The organism is Enterococcus sp. C74 (assembly GCF_040887125.1).
GTDB lineage: Bacteria > Bacillota > Bacilli > Lactobacillales > Enterococcaceae > Enterococcus_B > Enterococcus_B hirae.
Genome location: NZ_JBFOFA010000007.1, coordinates 73,880 through 92,142 on the forward strand (window position 1 = coordinate 73,880; position 18,263 = coordinate 92,142).

Annotated in this window: 16 protein-coding genes; 12 read left to right on the forward strand and 4 right to left on the reverse strand. The window is 35.7% G+C overall.

Translation table 11 applies throughout. The features are described 5' to 3' along the window. The first annotated feature begins 218 nt into the window (after positions 1-218). From AB3H93_RS10085 to essC, 8 genes are all read left to right on the forward strand, one after another. Positions 219-737, forward strand: coding sequence for a GNAT family N-acetyltransferase (locus AB3H93_RS10085; RefSeq protein ID WP_081128962.1), 519 nt, complete (start codon positions 219-221; stop codon positions 735-737). 116 nt (positions 738-853) lie between these two features. After that, positions 854-1,816, forward strand: a complete 963-nt coding sequence (locus tag AB3H93_RS10090) for a tRNA-dihydrouridine synthase (protein ID WP_010720657.1) — start codon at positions 854-856, stop codon at positions 1,814-1,816. A 404-nt stretch (positions 1,817-2,220) separates the two neighbouring features. Then, positions 2,221-3,711 (forward strand): phytoene desaturase family protein, encoded by a 1,491-nt coding sequence (locus tag AB3H93_RS10095; protein ID WP_368020524.1) that lies wholly within the window; start codon positions 2,221-2,223, stop codon positions 3,709-3,711. Continuing rightward, positions 3,698-4,567, forward strand: coding sequence for a phytoene/squalene synthase family protein (locus tag AB3H93_RS10100; RefSeq protein ID WP_010737250.1), 870 nt, complete (start codon positions 3,698-3,700; stop codon positions 4,565-4,567). Before AB3H93_RS10095 ends, AB3H93_RS10100 begins: the two co-directional genes overlap by 14 nt. Positions 4,568-4,827: 260 nt before the next feature. Continuing rightward, positions 4,828-5,121 (forward strand): WXG100 family type VII secretion target, encoded by a 294-nt coding sequence (locus AB3H93_RS10105; protein ID WP_010720654.1) that lies wholly within the window; start codon positions 4,828-4,830, stop codon positions 5,119-5,121. Between the two features lie 151 nt (positions 5,122-5,272). Next, positions 5,273-5,548: an EsaB/YukD family protein gene (locus AB3H93_RS10110; RefSeq protein WP_126342850.1), complete on the forward strand. Its 276-nt coding sequence runs from the start codon at positions 5,273-5,275 to the stop codon at positions 5,546-5,548. Further along, positions 5,549-6,721 carry a type VII secretion protein EssB gene (gene essB, locus AB3H93_RS10115; RefSeq protein WP_368020525.1) on the forward strand — a complete coding sequence of 391 codons (1,173 nt, stop codon included), beginning with the start codon at positions 5,549-5,551 and terminating at the stop codon, positions 6,719-6,721. A gap of 70 nt (positions 6,722-6,791) precedes the next feature. Then, entirely contained in the window at positions 6,792-11,105 is a 4,314-nt protein-coding gene (essC, locus tag AB3H93_RS10120) for a type VII secretion protein EssC (RefSeq protein WP_368020526.1), read from the forward strand. 347 nt (positions 11,106-11,452) lie between these two features. Here the strand turns inward: essC and AB3H93_RS10125 are convergent, their stop codons facing one another. Together AB3H93_RS10125 and AB3H93_RS10130 are read right to left on the reverse strand one after the other, a co-directional pair. Then, positions 11,453-12,685: an SWIM zinc finger domain-containing protein gene (locus AB3H93_RS10125; RefSeq protein WP_034700067.1), complete on the reverse strand. Its 1,233-nt coding sequence runs from the start codon at positions 12,683-12,685 to the stop codon at positions 11,453-11,455. Between the two features lie 156 nt (positions 12,686-12,841). Beyond that, a complete protein-coding gene (locus AB3H93_RS10130; RefSeq protein ID WP_010737255.1) occupies positions 12,842-13,309 on the reverse strand; it encodes an Rrf2 family transcriptional regulator in 468 nt (155 codons plus the stop codon). A 127-nt stretch (positions 13,310-13,436) separates the two neighbouring features. Between AB3H93_RS10130 and AB3H93_RS10135 the strand changes: the two genes are divergently transcribed. Then, the gene (locus AB3H93_RS10135) at positions 13,437-14,285 is read left to right on the forward strand and encodes an SDR family oxidoreductase (protein ID WP_367010713.1); all 849 of its coding nucleotides are present in this window, start codon (positions 13,437-13,439) and stop codon (positions 14,283-14,285) included. Positions 14,286-14,730: 445 nt separating this feature from the next. Continuing rightward, a complete protein-coding gene (locus tag AB3H93_RS10140) occupies positions 14,731-15,171 on the forward strand; it encodes a DUF2798 domain-containing protein (protein WP_010720646.1) in 441 nt (146 codons plus the stop codon). Between the two features lie 153 nt (positions 15,172-15,324). Here AB3H93_RS10140 and AB3H93_RS10145 read toward each other — a convergent pair whose 3' ends face one another. Then, entirely contained in the window at positions 15,325-15,840 is a 516-nt protein-coding gene (locus AB3H93_RS10145) for a PadR family transcriptional regulator (protein WP_010720645.1), read from the reverse strand. Between the two features lie 112 nt (positions 15,841-15,952). On the opposite strand from AB3H93_RS10145, the gene AB3H93_RS10150 reads away from it, so the two are divergent. Together AB3H93_RS10150 and AB3H93_RS10155 are read left to right on the forward strand one after the other, a co-directional pair. Next, positions 15,953-17,167, forward strand: a complete 1,215-nt coding sequence (locus tag AB3H93_RS10150; protein ID WP_367010712.1) for an MFS transporter — start codon at positions 15,953-15,955, stop codon at positions 17,165-17,167. A 260-nt stretch (positions 17,168-17,427) separates the two neighbouring features. Beyond that, the gene (locus AB3H93_RS10155) at positions 17,428-17,745 is read left to right on the forward strand and encodes a hypothetical protein (protein ID WP_010737260.1); all 318 of its coding nucleotides are present in this window, start codon (positions 17,428-17,430) and stop codon (positions 17,743-17,745) included. Between the two features lie 88 nt (positions 17,746-17,833). Here AB3H93_RS10155 and AB3H93_RS10160 read toward each other — a convergent pair whose 3' ends face one another. Beyond that, positions 17,834-18,178 carry a hypothetical protein gene (locus tag AB3H93_RS10160; RefSeq protein WP_010720642.1) on the reverse strand — a complete coding sequence of 115 codons (345 nt, stop codon included), beginning with the start codon at positions 18,176-18,178 and terminating at the stop codon, positions 17,834-17,836. Positions 18,179-18,263: the final 85 nt, after the last annotated feature.

Here is an 18,263-nt window from a genome sequence, read left to right on the forward strand (position 1 = left end):
AAACGGATTGATTTGATCAAATTTTTGGTAATAGACAAGAAATAGTTGAGTCTAGGATAGATGCTTATCCTAGACTTTTTTTGTTCGATTAAAGGACTTCCTCATACAAATTTAGACGATCTACTCTTAAATTAACTAAATATAATATGTTAAAATGATAACTAAACTTTAGTTTTTAGTGTCTTATCTAGTATAGAAAAATAAAAAGGGGATATGGAATGACAATTGAATTTCGCGAAACGACGTTAGCTGATGTGCCAGCCGTCATGAAAATCATTAATGAAGCAAAACGGTTGTTAGCTTCCGCTGATAGTCCGCAATGGCAAAATGGTTATCCAAATGAAGAAACGATCAGGCAAGATATCGAAAAAACATGGTCTTATGTTTTGGTAGTCGATGGAATCATTGCTGGAACATTAGCCTTACAAAAAACACCTGATAAAAATTATCAAGAAATCTTTGAAGGAAGTTGGGAAAAAGCTGATGCGCCCTATACAACAATCCATCGCATTGCACTAGCTGATGCATTTCGCGGACAAAAGCTGGCTTACCGACTCGTTGAGTATGCAGAAGCAGAAACAAAGGCCTTAGGAATGGCACAAGTAAGAGTTGATACGCACAAAAAGAATACTAGTATGCAACGTATCATGGCTCATTGTGGGTTTGAGTTACGTGGTATCGTCTATGTTGACGATGAGATAGACAATGAACGATTGGCGTATCAAAAATTGCTTTAGTAAAGGAAGCAGTGGTTTTGCTTCTTTTGTTGATTCCTAGTATAATGACTCTGTTTTTTAGAATAGTGAACGAAGAGTATTACATGGCGAAACTACAATGAAATGGAGAGTTATCAGTGAAAGAAAATTTTTGGGCAGAATTACCGAAGCCCTTTTTTATATTAGCACCAATGGAAGATGTCACAGATGTGGTGTTTCGACATGTTGTGCAGGCGGCAGGAGCGCCCGATGTGTTTTTTACAGAATTTACAAATTCCGATAGTTTCTGCCATCCTGATGGTAAAGAAAGTGTCAGAGGTCGCTTGACATTTACCGAAGATGAACAGCCGATGGTTGCTCATATCTGGGGTGATAAACCAGAATTTTTTAGACAAATGAGTATCGAACTAGCAGAAATGGGTTTTAAAGGGATCGATTTGAATATGGGATGTCCGGTTCCTAACGTTGCTGAACGTGGGAAAGGGAGTGGCTTGATTCTTCGTCCGGAAGTTGCAGCGGAACTGATCGAAGCAGCGAAAGCAGGAGGATTACCTGTAAGCGTCAAGACAAGAATCGGCTATACAGAACAAGAAGAGTTGGAAGGTTGGTTGAGTCATTTATTGAAACAAGATATCGCCAATCTTTCTGTTCATTTACGTACGAGAAAAGAAATGAGTAAAGTAGATGCTCATTGGGAGTTGATCCCTCAAATCGTAGCATTAAGAGATCAACTTGCGCCACAAACGTTGCTTACGATCAATGGCGACATTCCTGATCGGCAAACGGGCTTGGAATTAGTTGAAAAATATGGTGTAGACGGGATTATGATCGGTCGTGGGATCTTTAAAAATCCTTTTGCTTTTGAAAAAGAACCAAGGGAACATTCAGCAACTGAATTGATTGATCTTTTACGTCTGCAATTAGATCTCCAAGACCAATATGCCAAAGAAATCCCCCGTTCAATGACTGGGCTACATCGTTTCTTTAAAATCTATGTCAAAGGATTTCCTGGCGCAAGTGACTTACGTGTTCAATTAATGAATACTAAATCGACCGACGAAGTCAGAGCGCTTTTAAATGCTTTTTCTAATCAAGAATAACCGATGAAAATTTCAAGAATACTGTATTCTGTTTGTATTTTTGAATCTTATAAAAGAAATCAGAGGTAGATAAAACGCCGAATGATCCGAATGAATTTTCGTGATCATTGGGCTTTTTTTGTAAAAGTAGTTATTTAATGAGAAAATTGAATGGCAAATGAGACAAAAGTAGCATCTTCGGAAATAAGCTGAAATTTACCAAAAATTTGAGAAGCACCAAGTAGGTAACAATCAACATCAAAAACTAGTTTTTGTGTTTCTTGTCAATTTTCGGAAATTCCTTCTTATTTCTTGATGCTAAACACTTTTGTCTCAACCTCTTTGAGCATATTAGTTTATCACTTGATAAATTTTACGTTATCATTAAATTTATCAAGTGATAAAAAAGGTAAGTAGGTGATCCCATGAAAAAAATTATTGTCATTGGGGCGGGAGTAGCTGGATTAAGTGCCGCAGTTCGGTTGCAAAAGCTAGGATATGAAGTCACACTGTACGAAAAAGATCGTCAAGTTGGCGGGAAAATGAATCAAATCAAAACGGCAGGATTTACCTTTGATTTAGGACCAACGATTGTGATGATGCCAGAAATTTATCGGGAAGTATTTGAATTTTGTGGGAAAGACCCCGATGACTACATTCCAATGAAAAAAGTTGATCCAATGTTAAAACTGTATTTCAACAAAGAGGAACCAATCGAGTTTTCCAATGATTTAATTGAATTGACAAAGACGTTGGAAAACATTTCGCCAGAAGATACACAAGGTTATTTCGCATTTTTAGCAGATATCTATCAGCGATATACGATCGCAAAAGAAGCCTTTATCACGAAATCATTTCGTGGTTTTTGGGATTTTTATAATCCTAAATCATTATGGGCAGGGATCCGCTTGCGGACATTCAGCGATGCGTATACGTCTATTTCTAAATTTGTGAAGGATGACCGTTTGCGTAAATCATTGGCTTTTCAAACACTTTATATCGGGGTATCGCCTTATCAAGGTCCCTCTTTATATACGATTATTCCAATGATCGAATTATTTTATGGTGTTTATTTTATTGAAGGTGGAATGTATACGTTAGCGACTTCATTGGCTCGATTGTTTGAAGAATTAGGTGGAAAGATCGTTTACGAAACATCAGTAGATGAAATCCTAATTGACAATAAGATTGCTAAAGGGATCCGAATCGGGAAAGAACAAGTGATGGCTGATGCTATTGTATGTGGCGCTGATTTTCCTTATGCGATGAAGGAATTAATTCCTGATGAAAGAAAACGGGGAAAGTATACAAATAAAAAAATCGCTAAATTTGAATATTCATGTTCTTGTTTTTTGATGTATCTTGGCTTAGACAAGAAATACCCAGAGGAACACTTGCATAGTATTTATTTTGCAGAAGACTTTAAACAAAATGTTGATGATCTCTTTGAACGAGGAAAGTTACCAGATGATCCATCTTTTTATTTGTACCGACCGTCATTGATGGATGATTCGCTTGCACCTGAGGGTCAGGAAGGCTTATATGTCTTAGTACCAGTGCCAGAATTGTCAAAATATGAGAAGTGGACGGAACAAACGATGCAAGCCTATCGCCAAAAAATCATCCGATTGCTCAAAGAAAAGACGATTTTTAAGGATATCGATGAGCATATCGTATCCGAAACATTGATCACGCCCAAAGATTTTTCTGACCGTTTCAATGCTTATAATGGAGCGACTTTTGGCTTAAAACCGACATTGAAACAAAGTAATTATTACCGCCCGCATAACAAATTTTCTGCAGCAGAAAATTTATATTTTTGTGGGAGTAGTACCCATCCTGGCGCAGGGGTACCAATTGTTATGCAAAGCGCAAAATTAGCGGTAGAGGAGCTGTTGAGAGATGATAACCATTAACAATGATCCTTTTCAAGAATACCAAAAAGATTTTGCCTATTGTGAATCAATCATCAAAAAAAATTCAAAATCGTTTTACCTGGCTTTCTCACAGTTGCCTAAACGAAAAGCTCAAAGTGTCTATGCCGTGTATGCGTTTTGCCGACGTGCAGATGATTTGATTGATCGCGACAACAATCAAGCGGGATTGAGACAGTTAGAACGGCAATTGCTAGATTTTAATGAGGGAAAGGTTCCCAACGATCCAGTCTGGCGTGCGCTATCAGTGGTCTTTGACAATTTCCCCATGGTAACCGCTCCTTTTTTTGATATGCTGACTGGTCAACGAAAAGATGCTGATTTTAAGCAACCAGAAACAAGAAAAGATCTTGAAGAATATTGTTATTACGTTGCAGGTAGTGTAGGTTTGATGTTGCTTCCGCTTTTAACTGAGCGCCCAGCTGACATCGTTGTACCAGCTAAAAAATTAGGAGAAGCGATGCAGTTAACGAATATTTTACGAGATGTTGGAGAAGATTATCAAATGGGGCGAATCTACCTGACAAAAGAAGACATGACTAGATTTGGGGTGGCAACTACCATGTTAAAAGAGAAGCAAGCCCAAACACAATTAGTCGCTTTATGGGAATCACTGGCTAAGCAGGCTGAAAACTTATATGAAGAATCTTTTGAGATGTTTCCTCTTATCACGGAAGATTGTCGTCAAGCACTTGCCAGTGCTGCGTTTATTTATCGTGAGCAATTAAATATCGTGAGAAAACAGCATTATTCTTTATTTGATAATAAGAATAAAGTTAGTCATTATCGAAAAGTACAGCTTTTAAAAGAGGTCAAAAGTTATCTCAAAAGCTATTGAACCGTCTGATTATTAAAGAACCGAATATAAATTCAATATTGTTGTTTTCAAACGATTATTAGTTGAAAAAATTGAAAGCAATGAGCCCGAGACCAAAAAGGTTGTCGGGCTTTTTATCACTGTTTTGTTACATAGGTCTTTCTATGCGAGAAAAATTTTCAGATAAAAATAAAGATTTAGCGGAATATTTTAGAACTTGTCGTATATTATTCATGACCAAGGTAATAGTTTTACCAACTAAATGCTAGGAGGATGGAAGAATGGGACCAATTGCAGTTACGCCTGATCAATTAAAATCACAAGCGAAGATCTATCAGCAATCAGCGCTCCAAATACAAGAGGCTATCCGAAAAGTAAATACGATGAACCAGCAAATTGCTCATAATTGGAAAGGACAAGCTTTTCAAGCATATCTTGATCAGTATCACCAGTTAGAAGGTAGCGTTAAACAAATGACACAATTATTTGAAAGTATTTATGAGCAACTCAACAACTATGCGAATACCGTTTCAGAACGGGATCGTCAAGATGCTCGGAATTTTGGGTTGCTATAGCGTTTATCAGTAAAAACCAATCTTCGTTTGACTTGTACCCATTAAAGCAGCAAATGTCAGTTGTTTTTTAGCTATTTTCATTTGGTTTTTGTTTTGATTCCTTGACTTTGAATGTAAAAAATAAGCCATACATGAAAAAAGGGGTAACTCAATGAAACAGGGAATAGACATTGATATTTGTTTGCAAATCGAACAGCAAACGATCGACTTGCAAATACCTAGGGAAATAACCATTAGGCGCTTAAAGGAATTATTTGTGAACGCGCTTCAGGTTTCTTCGATCGTGCTACCGGCTGCGTTCGATTTAGAAGTGACAAATAAATCAATACGATTGAATGAAGAATTTCTTTTATCAGATTATCCAATTAGTCATGGTGACCAACTGTTAATCAAGCCACGTATCCTTAATGGTGGTGACAACAAGTAATTGAAGAGCGAAAAGGATGTATTTAAAAAAGAAGGTATTAAAATAACCGATGAACGAGTGGAAATTCAGCTACAAGCGAATCAATATGCGTTGGATCAGATCGAACAATATACATTTTTTTTAAAACCTAAAAGAAATTTACTGGCAGGTGACGTTAGCCATTTATCTACAGAAAAATTAATCATTCAATACAAAAAAACAAATCAAATGAAGTGTTTCTCACAGGTTTTGATTAAATTAGATTTTTACCAACGATTATTGCTTGCCCAAAAAGTCAATCAATTGTGTGATTTTATGAATGGACCGATCCAACCATTGTTTCATCCCGATAATTTGTTTCTGTTTGGAGAAGAGATTTTTCTTGCACATCGAGGGTTTATGCAAGTTATCGCTCCATATACGGTCACTGAAAATGATTTTCTGAAGCAATATCGGGCACTGGTGTTGGCTATCTTATATCCTAATTTGAGTTATGAGAGTTTAAATGGAGGAAGTGAAGGATTAACAGATGACTTGTCGAAATTGCTCCATGGAGCAAAAAATGTAACAGAAATCAATCAGATTATTAGCGACCAAATCGAAACACAAAAGGAGATTCGAACGACAGAATTACGTGTGGTCAGTAGGAAAAATTACTTTATTTTTAAATGGGGTAGCCTTTTATTCAGCTTGTCAACCATCCTTTTTGCTTTATTAACAGGAAATTATGCGTTTTATCAATTACCACAGATAGAACGGAGCGTGGATGCACAAGCAAAATATATAGCCAAGGATTATGCAGGTGTTTTAACGGCTTTAGCAGATGTATCCCCCAGTTTGTTTTCTCAAAGTATCAAATATATAGTGGCTGTTAGTGTCATTCAATTAGATCATTTAACTTCATTAGAAAAAACAGCTATTTTAAATCAATTATCTCAAGAGTCAAGTGAGAATCGTTTGCTTTATTGGATTTACATTGACAGAAATAATCTCCAACAGGCATTGGATATCGCTCAAAACACTGGAGATGAGCAGTATCTTTTGCATGTCTATACTAAGTTATATCTGACAGTAAAAATGAACGATCAAATGAGTGGTGAAAAAAAGCAAAAATTACTAAAAAACTATCAAGAAAAAATTAGTCAATATAGCAAAAAGCCAGGAGAGAATAAATCTGAAAATCCCACAAAATAAGACACTATGCACCGAAAATCAGATGAATATCAGTCTTTCCATCCTTTTTGATCTCTTTTATTTTGGGGAGATGTTTATTCATGAAGTATTTACTCAAAATGATAAAGAGCTGGTGATCGCCGGCAAAAAAATCTGTTATATCAAACAGCATATAAATTTTTCAGACTCTTCGATCAAAGATGATCCGAGGTTTCTGATATTAAAGCATGAAACATTGCAGAGAAAGTGGATCGATCCACCGAATCAATTGATTGATATTTCATGTGCAACGACCTCTGCTTTGATGATTGAATCAGATGCAATGATTGCGATAGATTATCAGGATAATAACTATCAATTGAGTATATATCCTAGTAAAGCACCCGTTTATTATAACCAGCAACTTGTAACAAAAGGTGTATTTACTTTCCAAGTAGGTGATCAGATCGTAGTGGATCAGTGGATTATCGAAAGGCGGGAAAAGCAGTGGCAGATCATCGGTTTAGGTCAAGCGATCCAATTAAATCCATGGGTACTTTCTGAAGTCCCTTATATACCTGAATATCCTAAGCACTTCCCCTTTTTTAGAAGAAGCCCTAGAATCTATCTGGAAGAGCCAAAAGTACAAGTGGAGGTTCGATTACCGAGACACGAAGCAGCTCAGGAGAAACAATCCTTTTTTAAATTGGTTCTCCCCTCTTTAGGCATATTTATCTTAAGCGGAATGTTTCTATTTTTTAGCAATCGAAACCTGCTTCTGATACTAGGTATGTATGGACTTAATTTATTGACGTCCAGTATCTCTACTATCAATTATTTATTAAATAAAAAGAAAATAAAACGAAAAAAAAGTGAACAAAAAATAACTATCCAACAATATAGAATCAAAAAAGCTTTTGAATTAAACAGGTTACAGCAAAGACAGAAAGAAGTTTTACAGTACATGTATCCTTCTAATAATCAATTAGCACGAATGACAAAGGAATGTCATCCAAGAATCTATGAACGTCGACCAAAGGATAAAGATTTTTTAACCGTTCGCTTAGGAATAGGCGAACGTCCATCCAGTTTTAAAATTGTTAGTTCTTATTTGGATGAGGATCAATGGAACGATGAAGTTCTATCCGATTTTATTCGTCCTTATCAGAAATTAAAGAACGCACCTATTGCGATTTCGTTAGCAACTCAGTCAGTGGGGCTTGTCGGTCCATCGAATGTTTTGCAGGAAGCTCTTCAATCTTTACTATTTCAAATTTCTGTCTTGCACTCTTACCAAGAGGTTGAGTTTATCACGCTTCTTCAAGAAAAAGAATATGAAAAAACATGGAAAAATTGGCGTTGGTTACCACATCATACGTTGCGATCCTTTCCACTTAAACAAAGAGGGCTTCTATTCAATTTAAAAAATCGAGAGTTGGTTTTGAGTGCATTTTATAAGATCCTTTCTAAAAGGAAGCAACAACTACAACATGCTGATTATCAGAAGATAGCTTTTAAACCAACTTATGTTTTTTCAATTATCACAGAAGAAGGCTTGTGGGAGCATGAAATCAGTGAGTTTTTAACGGAAGAATTAAATCGGTATGGTGTCGTAGTTATTTGGGCGAAGGAATCTATCGATCAGTTGCCTGAAACTGTAACGACGTTAATAGCGTATCAAAGTCAAGATATTGCTATGTTGATCAATCATAAAGAACAACACATTAATCAACCATTTACACCTAATCGTTTACCAACTAGTTATCCACTTGAACAAGCAATTTTTCGCTTAGCTAACTTATTCCATGAAGAAATTGAAAATCAAAATCTGCCAGAAAAAATCAATTTATTAGAGCAATATCAAGTTCAGACTGTTGAGGAGTTAATGATTTCTAAGCGCTGGTTGAACGCAGAGCCAAGTAAGACATTGCGTTCATTGATCGGCTGGCAGAGAAAAAATCAGGGGATCTACTGGGATCTCCATGAACAGGCACATGGACCTCATGCTTTAATTGGTGGCACGACTGGTTCAGGGAAGTCAGAATTTCTGATTACTTATTTAGTGGGATTAGCCATCAATTTTTCTCCTGAAGATGTAGGGATTCTAGTGATTGATTGGAAAGGTGGCGGCCTCGCACAAACAGTAAGTAAGTTGCCACATTTTATGGGTGCGATCACTAATTTAGACCGAGTTGGTACGTCCCGTGCATTGATCAGTATCAAAGCGGAGCTGGAAAAGCGACAAAGGTTACTTGCGACCTATGAAGTAAACAACATCAATGAGTATATGCAGTTATACAAACAACGAAAACAAAGGAACGTTTCTGAATACCCTGATCAGCCGCTGCCTCATCTTTTTCTAGTATCCGATGAGTTTGCCGAATTAAAAGTCAATGTGCCAGAATTTTTGGAGGAGCTGACTTCAGTAGCTCGGATTGGTCGTTCACTTGGCGTCCATTTAATTTTAGCTACCCAAAAACCAGCCGGAGTAGTCAACGACCAAATCGAGGCGAATAGTAAAAGTAAAGTGGCATTGAAAATGGCAAGTGTTCAAGACTCAAAGGAACTTTTACAAACAACAGATGCAGCTTATGTGTCAAGACCAGGGAGGGGTTATCTTAAGGTAGGAGAAAATGACGTCTATGAATTGTTCCAAAGTGGTTATACAAAAGCACCCTACGCACCAAACCAATCTCTTGAAGATGAACGGATCGTTGTTGTGAATGAATTTGGTCAAAAGGAAGTCCTCTTTTCTCCTACAGAAAAAGATTCGAGGAAAGCAGCGGGCAGTATAGTTACGCAATATGAGGCAGTCAGAATGTTGATTGTACAAACTTTTCAACAATCAACATTCAGCCAACCATCACAACCTTGGTTACCAGAATTACCAACGTGGTTAGTAATGCCTATCTTTAAGGGAAATGAACGGAATACATTAAAGGTTCCCATAGGCTTGTTAGATGTACCTCATGAGCAAAAGCAAAGTCATTATTACTATGATTGCGAGAAAAGTAGTCATACCGTTGTATTCGCTAGTTCTGGATATGGAAAATCTACGTTACTACAAACAATTGTTTTAAGTCTTGCAAGACAAAATACTCCAAATCAAGTATGGTTTCATCTAGTTGATTTTGGTACTAATGGCCTTTTACCGTTGAAGAAGTTGCCACATGTCGTTGACATCGTCACTTTAGAAGAAGAAGAAAAAAGACAAAAAATGTTTGTGAGAATCAATCGATCATTGGCGGAGAGAAAACAACTGTTTAAAGAAAAGGGTGCCACAAATCTCTACCAATACCAAGAAAAAACGAGCATCCAATTACCGATCATTTTTATTATATTAGATAGCTACGAGAGTTTGGGGATAGAGGATAAACGAAAAGATTCCATCGATGAAACAATCGTGCATTTACTAAGAGATGGTGCAAGTTTAGGGATTTATCTTATTCTATCTGCAAATCGTGTCGGGAGTATTCGCCTAAATATGATGAGTCAATTTGCAACAAAGCTGTTTATGTATTTACATGATGAAAGTGAAATCAAACAAGTGCTGGGAAGAGAAGCGATTGTTGCGTTGCCTATTAAAGGAAGAGGGCAAGTGATGCTTGACCGACCAACGATATTACAATTTTATTTACCCACTAATGGTCAAAATGAATCAGAAATATTCGAAAAAATGGCAGAAGAAATAACAAATATAGATCAAGACTGGGTAGGAAAACGTCCTGAAAAAATCCTGATGGTGCCCGAACGGTTAACAACAAAAATTTTCAGTCAGTTTGTGCGCAACAAAGAAAAAGACTTGGTGTATCTAGGTTTGAATAAGCAAACAGTTGAGGTGGAATCATTTGCATTTTTTCTTGGAAAGCAGCTAGGTTTATTTTTTACTTCCAATGTACAATTGCAGAGGATGTTTTCATGGTGGCTGTCACAAATGATGGATGTGGAAGAAAATGTTATTTTAATCGATGTTTCTGGAACATTGGAGCAAATAAAAAACGAAGTGACTTCGTATTTTAGCTTGCATGATGTCGCAAAACGAAGTGAGAAATTTACTCATTTCTGGGATGAACTGTGGTTCACGCCAAAAACGAGAAAAATCGTGGTTCTTAATGGACTGGCTGATTTCGTGGAAGAAATGGGGTTACTCTCGGGAGAAGTGGGCAAGTTATTAAATAGAGGAAATTCGCGTTTTCAATTCATTTTTATTGATCTGTTAGCGAAAACTGGCAATTTTTATGGTGGAATGACTCAAATAGTAAAAGAAAATGTTTCTCAGATCCTTTTTGATGGGAGTCTCCAAACTCAAGGATTTGTTGATGATTTTACATTTACAAGAGAAAATAACCCAAATAATAAAAATAGTTTTTACAGTTTAAAGGATGGAAAGTTGGAAATCATAGTAGTTCCTGTCGAAGAAGAGTGAGGGTAAAAATGATACCGCACTAAAAATAATGTACCCGAACAAGAGGACACGGGTGCAAGGGTTAGCTCCAACAACAGAAGGAAGAATTTTTTGTAATAGCTTCTCAAGTGTTCGAAAATTCATGCGATTTCGAGGAATTAATTCTGGAATGTCTATTTGGTAAGAAGGTATGCTCACCATTTATTCATTTTTACACCTAAAAGAGTCTGGGAAGTCCTTTTTTGTCCCAGACTCTTAACGGTAATTTTTTTGAAAACTTCTTCTTATTATTGAAGTTTAAAGCGTTTTTTTCTGTCTTTGGCAAAAAACTCAGGATCACTCGTAAATAACGTTGGCATAATAAATAGTTACATTTTTTTTTCGAGTAATTTTAATTCTTGGATCATTGCTTTTTTTCGCGGGTATTTTTCTTTTAATTCTTTGATCAACAATTGAACTGAGATCATGCTGTTTGGTAAAGTAGCCATTTCTTCAATATATCTCACCAGTTTATGATAATGATTCCGAGTAGTCATAGTGTGGGCTATTTTCCGCAATTCATATTCATATTTCTGTAATAGTGCTTCGGGAGTCTGTTTTTTTAAAATATTGAAATAACGATTAGCTTCTTTGATTCCAGAGGTCTCTAACACACGATTCAATAATAGATCATAGCATTTTTCCTGTGAATAAAGTAAGCCAATGTCTTGATGATTATGTAATTCTTGGAACAAACGGTTTCGCAACGATATCCATTCGTCTTTTGAACAAGTTTTTTTCAATTGATGAACTAGATTCATATCTAATGCATCATTCTCAATCAATAACTTAAAAACTTGATTTATGTATGCTTCTTTTTTTCCTAATTTATAATAGAGTTTTTTTAGAGAATAACGATGAAGTTGAACGAGATCAGGAGATTGACGATCCAAAAGCAGACTCTCCTGTAATACTTTTTCTGCTTCTTTGTATATTCTATTTTTAAGTAAGTAATTAACATATTGTGTCCTGATAGTAGGGGAGTGCCAGTTTTCTTGGATAGTATGTTGAATTTTTTGCTTGGAATAGTTTAAGTACTCCATTTGTTTAACAGATAAAATTTGTTTTTTTTTTTTCAATCCTCTTTTTTTGTCTGCGGGTTCTTTCTTCAACGAGGAAGCAGATTGTTTCTCATAGTATGCTTGATATTTATTGATATCAAAAGAAGCATCTGAATAAATATATTGTTGAAAACGTTTTGCTAAGTGGTCATTTTCCTTTAAAATCATCTTTAAAAAAGGACGGATTTGTGAATCTTCCGCGTAGGAAACCAAATATGCGCTGTTATTTGCATCTTTCTTTTGTAAGTATTTATTGTATTCGAATAAAACGGCTACTAAATGGGGACAATGATCGTTCGATAAGCAGGGGCAGCTACAAACCATTTTTTCTAAATAAAAGTGGTCAACGAGGTCAATGATTGCATGATAGTTTTCATTACTAGTAATGTTGGCAGTAATCTGTTTTTGCTTAACCTTAAAGTTTTTTACCTGTTCCCCAATAAAATAGGAGTATCCTAAATCTATTGTAGTTTCTAAAAAATATTCTTTCCAGTTGTTCACCTAATCTCCTCCTTTATATTAATTCTTACTTAATAAGTTTAACGGATAAATGAATGAAAAACAGTATTTTTTTGTTGATACGTAAGTTATTTAATTTTAATATAAACGGCTATTTTTAAGTATATTTTTTATAGTAAAATAATTACCAATTGTTGTTTAAAGAAATTTTTTTATTCTTTCGTGATTGTGAGGGCGTTTTTCAATTTCTAATACAGCAATTTTGTGTAGCAAAGAGTCTAACGTGATATGTGACATTTCTTCCTCTACTTTTGCTTGGAGTTGGGTATAGCTTGCCGTCAATGTTTCTTGAATATTCGCACCAACGATACAATTTGGGTTTGTTTTCGGATCCACTTGAATGAGATTAGTATTTCCTTCAATACTTTTATAAATATCTAAAAGTGAAATTTTTTCAGGAGAACGAGCTAAAGAAGGTGCAGCTTTTCCGACTTGCGTAATAATCAAATTCGCTTTTTTTAGTCGGCTCATGATTTTACGGACATTAGCTGCACTGGTTTCAATACTTTTCGCAATCATCTCACTAGATAACATATCGCTATCTTGAAAAATTGCTATGTAGGCTAAGATGTGGATCGCATCGCTCAATTGTAAAGAATATTTCATACTATCCCATTCCTTTCGACGTTTATTCTTGACTTATTTTAACATACTCTTTAAGATAATGGTGTAACTTAAAAATGTACAGGTTTTATTTAAAAAATTTATCAATGTGAAAAAAGGAGTGGTTAGAATGAATTATCTCATTACTGGAGCAACTGGTGGTTTTGGTAACTATGCTATGGAGTACTTAAAACAGCTCGTTCCTCAGGAAAATATCTATGTGTTGGCGCGGAATGAAGAAAAGGGAAAAACACTTGAAGAAAAGGGTTGGAATGTCCGTTTCGGAGATTATGCTGATTATTCTTCTATGAAAAATGCCTTACAGGGAATTGATCGCTTGTTGTTTGTGTCTGGTGCACCTGGTAATCGGCAAGCTGAGCATGAAAATGTTGTGAAGGCCGCAAAAGCAACTGGTGTTTCTTACATTGCTTATACTAGTTTTGCTGATGCCGATCACTCGACCAGTATTCTAGCGCCAGATCATCAGTTTACAGAGAAAGTAATTGCTGATTCTGGAATCGCACATACTTTTTTACGTAATAATTGGTACTTAGAAAATGAATGGCCACTCATTGAACTTGCCTTAAAGAATGGGCGCTTTATTTATTCAGCAGGTGAAGGTAAAACTGGCTGGGCATTAAAACGAGAATATGCCGAAGTTGCAGCAAAAGCACTAGCAAACTTGAACTTTCCAGAAGTTCTTGAATTATCGGGTAAACCGATCACGTATGAAGAACTAGCTAAAGAATTAAAAGAAGTGACAGGCAAACCTATTGATATCGCAGCTACCGATGACCATGAGTTCATCAAAAATTTAGAGGAGGCTGGTTATCCTGAATCTGCTGCACAAATGTTTGCAGCTATTCAAAAAGATATCAAGAATAATCAACTCGATGTTTCCTCAAAAGATTTTGAACAAGCTTTGGGACATCCACTTGTCTCTTTAAAAGATGGACTAGAAGAATTGTTGAATCAATAGTTGTAAAAAGCGGTTGAGACAACGTTATTAATTTTATGAAACAAGGGTAAATTCTCGCAAGTGACAAGAAGTATAAAAATAAGGTTTTTACGGTTGACACTTACCTGCTTACTGTTTCTTATTGCGTTTATTGCTGAAAGTTTAGTCAGTGAAAACCGTGAACAAAAGGTCGTGAAGTATCGTTTAGCTCTGATAACCTTAAGAAAGATTTTTTGGAACCAGTTTTTTGGTTTTGAAAAATTCGGACTTATTTCAAAGAGTAGCTGGTTGAACACTGTTTATTCGTTTTCACACCTATTTAAAGAGTCTGGGATCAGGCTCTTTTTTTTGCATTTAAGTGATAAGTAGAAGATTGACTTTTTTGAATGTAATAAAAAAAACACTTACGAGAAAATGAGAAATATGCTACGATACTTTTCGTGACAAATTTAAAGGAGTGGTATAGTTGCCTACAAACAAAAAAGAAGGAATTATTTTTACATCACTAATGTGTTTTCTCATGGTCTTAGGAATGAGTGTGTATAATCTCTGGCTTCATGGGGATTTATATTTTTCAAATCTATTGATTGGTTTAGTTCCAGGATTCATCGTGGCGTTTATTCTAGATGTCTTTATTGTTGGTGTGATTGCGAAAAAAATAGCTTTCAAGTTGCCAGTAAATTCAGAAAGTAAATTTCAAATGATCGTAACGATTTCTTGTCTGATGGTCCTAGGAATGGTTACCTGTATGTCGTTGTTTGGTGTTGTGATTGAGCAGGGAATACCTGACCAATTACTTTCAGCGTACCTTACTGCATGGAAAATGAATGTGATTGTTGCATTGCCTTTGCAATTACTAATCGTAGGTCCCATCTCTCGATTGGTATTAAGCACGATCCAAAACTAAAAAGATCTTTTAGATTATAAAAAAAGAGGATGCGACTTGTTTAGCATCAAGAGATAAAAGAACTTGCCTAAAATTGCGTATACGCTTATTAGGAAGTTTCGTTTATTTTTTGAATGAGCTACTTCAGTCACATGCTCTTTTTTTTAAGAACAATTAATCAAAAAATGTTTGCATCATTTCACGAACCTGTGTACACCATTGTAGTTCTTGCTGGCAAAGTAAAATTCTTCGTTGAATAACGACATAACGTCCAAATTCCTCTTTTTTATTTACTGAAAGATCTGCTAGTTTTGCTTGGTTTTTTTGCATGATTTTGTTTAATTGTTGTTCTCTTGTAAATAAAAGACCCGTCGCTGTTGTTTTATCTAAGGTAGAAAAAGCGTACAGTTTGGCTAAAAATTCATCTTTTTGAGTAGGAGCAGGGGTCTCTTCTTTGATCCATTCTTCTACGATCGCTTTTCCTTCATTGGTAAGGGTATAAATTTTTTTCTGCGAATGTTCTTCGATTTCCAGGACAGAAATATAACCTTTCTGGTCTAATTTAGCCAGTGTCGTGTAAATCTGACTGTGGTGAGCTTCCCAGAAAATGGTGATTAATTGTTTTAGTTCATAACCGGAACGAGGTTTAGACAAAAGAACGCATAATAAGATATAGGCTAAAGTATTCATACGATACCTCCTGACTGATTTTCTCTTATTATAGCATATTTTTTATTTTTGTTTTTACATGTGCATATTGACATGTAAAATAAATCATGTATGATGCTAGATAGAGAAAGGAATGGGGAATTTGGAGAATCAAATAGAAATCAAAGAAGAACTAACAGAGAAAGGACAGGAACAAAGTAAAGGAAAGAATTCAGCGTTAGTAGTCGCTGCGACTTGTATGTTTGCATTTATGGGAGTCGGCTTAGTAGATCCCATTTTAAAAACGATTGCTGCTCAATTAGATGCAACACCTGCCCAAACGACATTATTATTTACGAGCTACATGTTGGTAACGGGAGTAGTGATGTTGTTTACAGGTTTTTTATCGAGTCGAATTGGTTTGAAAAAAACATTGATGGCAGGTTTGGTCATTATTGTTGTATTTGCTGGCTTAGGTGGATTATCCAATGATATTGGTACATTGATCGGATTGCGTGCTGGTTGGGGTGTAGGGAATGCTTTATTTGTTTCAACAGCACTTGCGACTATTGTAAGTATTTTAGTGGGGAATACTGAAAAAGCTATTATGATGTATGAAGCAGCACTAGGCTGTGGGATGGCTGTTGGACCATTAGTTGGCGGCATACTAGGAAGTGGCTCGTGGCGGTATCCTTTTTATGGAGTAGCTACGTTGATGTTTATTGGCTTTTTAGCATTGGCGATTCTTCTTCCAGAGGCAGGAAAACCACAAAGAAAGGTTGGTTTTTGGGAAGGGGTCAAGGCATTAAGTAATCACAAATTGCGTTCAATTGGTCTGATTGCCTTATTATATAATTTTGGTTTCTTTACGTTGCTTGCCTATGCACCATTCTTATTAGTGGGGTATAGTGAGTTAGAGGTAGGTTTTGTTTTCTTTGGATGGGGCGTTTTATTAGCAATTGCTTCGATTTTTGTCGCACCAGTACTAGAACAAAAATTCACTACTTACCGAACGATTTTAGCAGCGTTTGTTTTCTTTATTATTTGTTTGGCGTTACTAGGTGCCGGTTCATCTATCCAAATTTTAGTGCCAATCAGCATTGTACTTTCAGGTTTTTTCCAAGGGATCATCAATACATTATTGACAACGATTGCTATGGAGATACCAGGTTTACCAAGAAATGTGGCTTCTTCAAGTTATAGCTTTGTTCGTTTCTTTGGTGGGGCATTAGCGCCATTTATTGCAGGGATCATTGGCGAAAAACTAGGTGAAAGTTATGCTTTTTATTTTGCTGCGATCATTGTCGTAATTAGTGTCTTTTGTATTATTCATCATCAAAATTATTTTGTAACAGATGAAGATCAATAAAAATGAGGTTTTGAAAGAAAGAATAAAAACCGAAAAAATAGTTAATGATGAATCAATAAAACCTTGAATTTCACATACTGTGTTTCAAGGTTTTTTTCTGTTATTTGTGACGTTTGATCTACAGTTCTGGTAACTGGTATCGTGAGAGGGTTTATTTTTAACATGTGTTTCAACGAAAAAGGTCAATGAATACACTGTTTTTGTCATAAATCATGTTATGATGAGAATAAGACACAGCCAGTAAAAAGTGAGGAAAAGCGATGATTGAAGAATATTTCAAAGAAGTAGGTATCACGTTGGTTGAACTTCCCATCGAGTTGGTGGATGATCGACCCGTTTATGGTGGTTATCTAAAAGAGCTGCCTGTAATCAATGCGACAGGAGAATCTCGAAAAATCATGCACCAGAAACTAGCGAGTATGTATCAAGCCTATCGTGAACAACTACTTACAGATATGGAAATAGAAAAAGAAAAAACAATGAATCTGTCGACAGAAGAATTGTTAAGATATTATGATGGTGAGACATTCGATGGGTTTGCTATTTTTTCTAACGATAATGAAGATCATCTTGGCTAAAATAAGCTATTATCGACTTAAAGTTACGCTAAATGCGTTTCTTTTAGTCGATAATAGCTTATTTCAATCATTGTAGTTATGAGGCATTCTAGTTAAAGCGCTTGGGTAAGTTATTTTTGTTTAATTGATATTTGAAAGACAAATGGAAAATCCCGGCAATCAATAAAGTGATCGTATAAGCAATCGAATGGTGGAACGCTAGATTGTAATTGATCACAGCTAAAATGCCTAAAGCGAGCATATAACTAACATGTAGCCTTTGAACAATGCCTTTAGGACCAATTTTTTGAAGATAAACTTGCCATTTTTCCTGAGTGGGATTAAAATTTCTTTTTTTTATTTGGAAAAAAGTGGCTAAAATCATCACTCCTATAAAGGCAGCGATGTTTAAAGAAATCAAGTATACTAAAAATATCGTGAAAATTTCGAACATAAAAGTAACCTTTCTAACTAAAAAACTTTTCAAGAATCAAAAAATAAAGAAAAATTTTGTCATATTTTTATTGTGAAGACTAAAA

Coding starts and splice junctions, on each gene's coding strand:
- AB3H93_RS10150 (WP_367010712.1), top strand. CDS start 15,953: ATGGGGAATTTGGAGAATCAAATAGAAATCAAAGAAGAACTAACAGAG.
- AB3H93_RS10105 (WP_010720654.1), top strand. CDS start 4,828: ATGGGACCAATTGCAGTTACGCCTGATCAATTAAAATCACAAGCGAAG.
- essC (WP_368020526.1), top strand. CDS start 6,792: ATGTTTATTCATGAAGTATTTACTCAAAATGATAAAGAGCTGGTGATC.
- AB3H93_RS10160 (WP_010720642.1), bottom strand. CDS start 18,178: ATGTTCGAAATTTTCACGATATTTTTAGTATACTTGATTTCTTTAAAC.
- AB3H93_RS10100 (WP_010737250.1), top strand. CDS start 3,698: ATGATAACCATTAACAATGATCCTTTTCAAGAATACCAAAAAGATTTT.
- AB3H93_RS10135 (WP_367010713.1), top strand. CDS start 13,437: ATGAATTATCTCATTACTGGAGCAACTGGTGGTTTTGGTAACTATGCT.
- AB3H93_RS10145 (WP_010720645.1), bottom strand. CDS start 15,840: ATGAATACTTTAGCCTATATCTTATTATGCGTTCTTTTGTCTAAACCT.
- AB3H93_RS10095 (WP_368020524.1), top strand. CDS start 2,221: ATGAAAAAAATTATTGTCATTGGGGCGGGAGTAGCTGGATTAAGTGCC.
- AB3H93_RS10130 (WP_010737255.1), bottom strand. CDS start 13,309: ATGAAATATTCTTTACAATTGAGCGATGCGATCCACATCTTAGCCTAC.
- AB3H93_RS10085 (WP_081128962.1), top strand. CDS start 219: ATGACAATTGAATTTCGCGAAACGACGTTAGCTGATGTGCCAGCCGTC.
- AB3H93_RS10110 (WP_126342850.1), top strand. CDS start 5,273: ATGAAACAGGGAATAGACATTGATATTTGTTTGCAAATCGAACAGCAA.
- AB3H93_RS10155 (WP_010737260.1), top strand. CDS start 17,428: ATGATTGAAGAATATTTCAAAGAAGTAGGTATCACGTTGGTTGAACTT.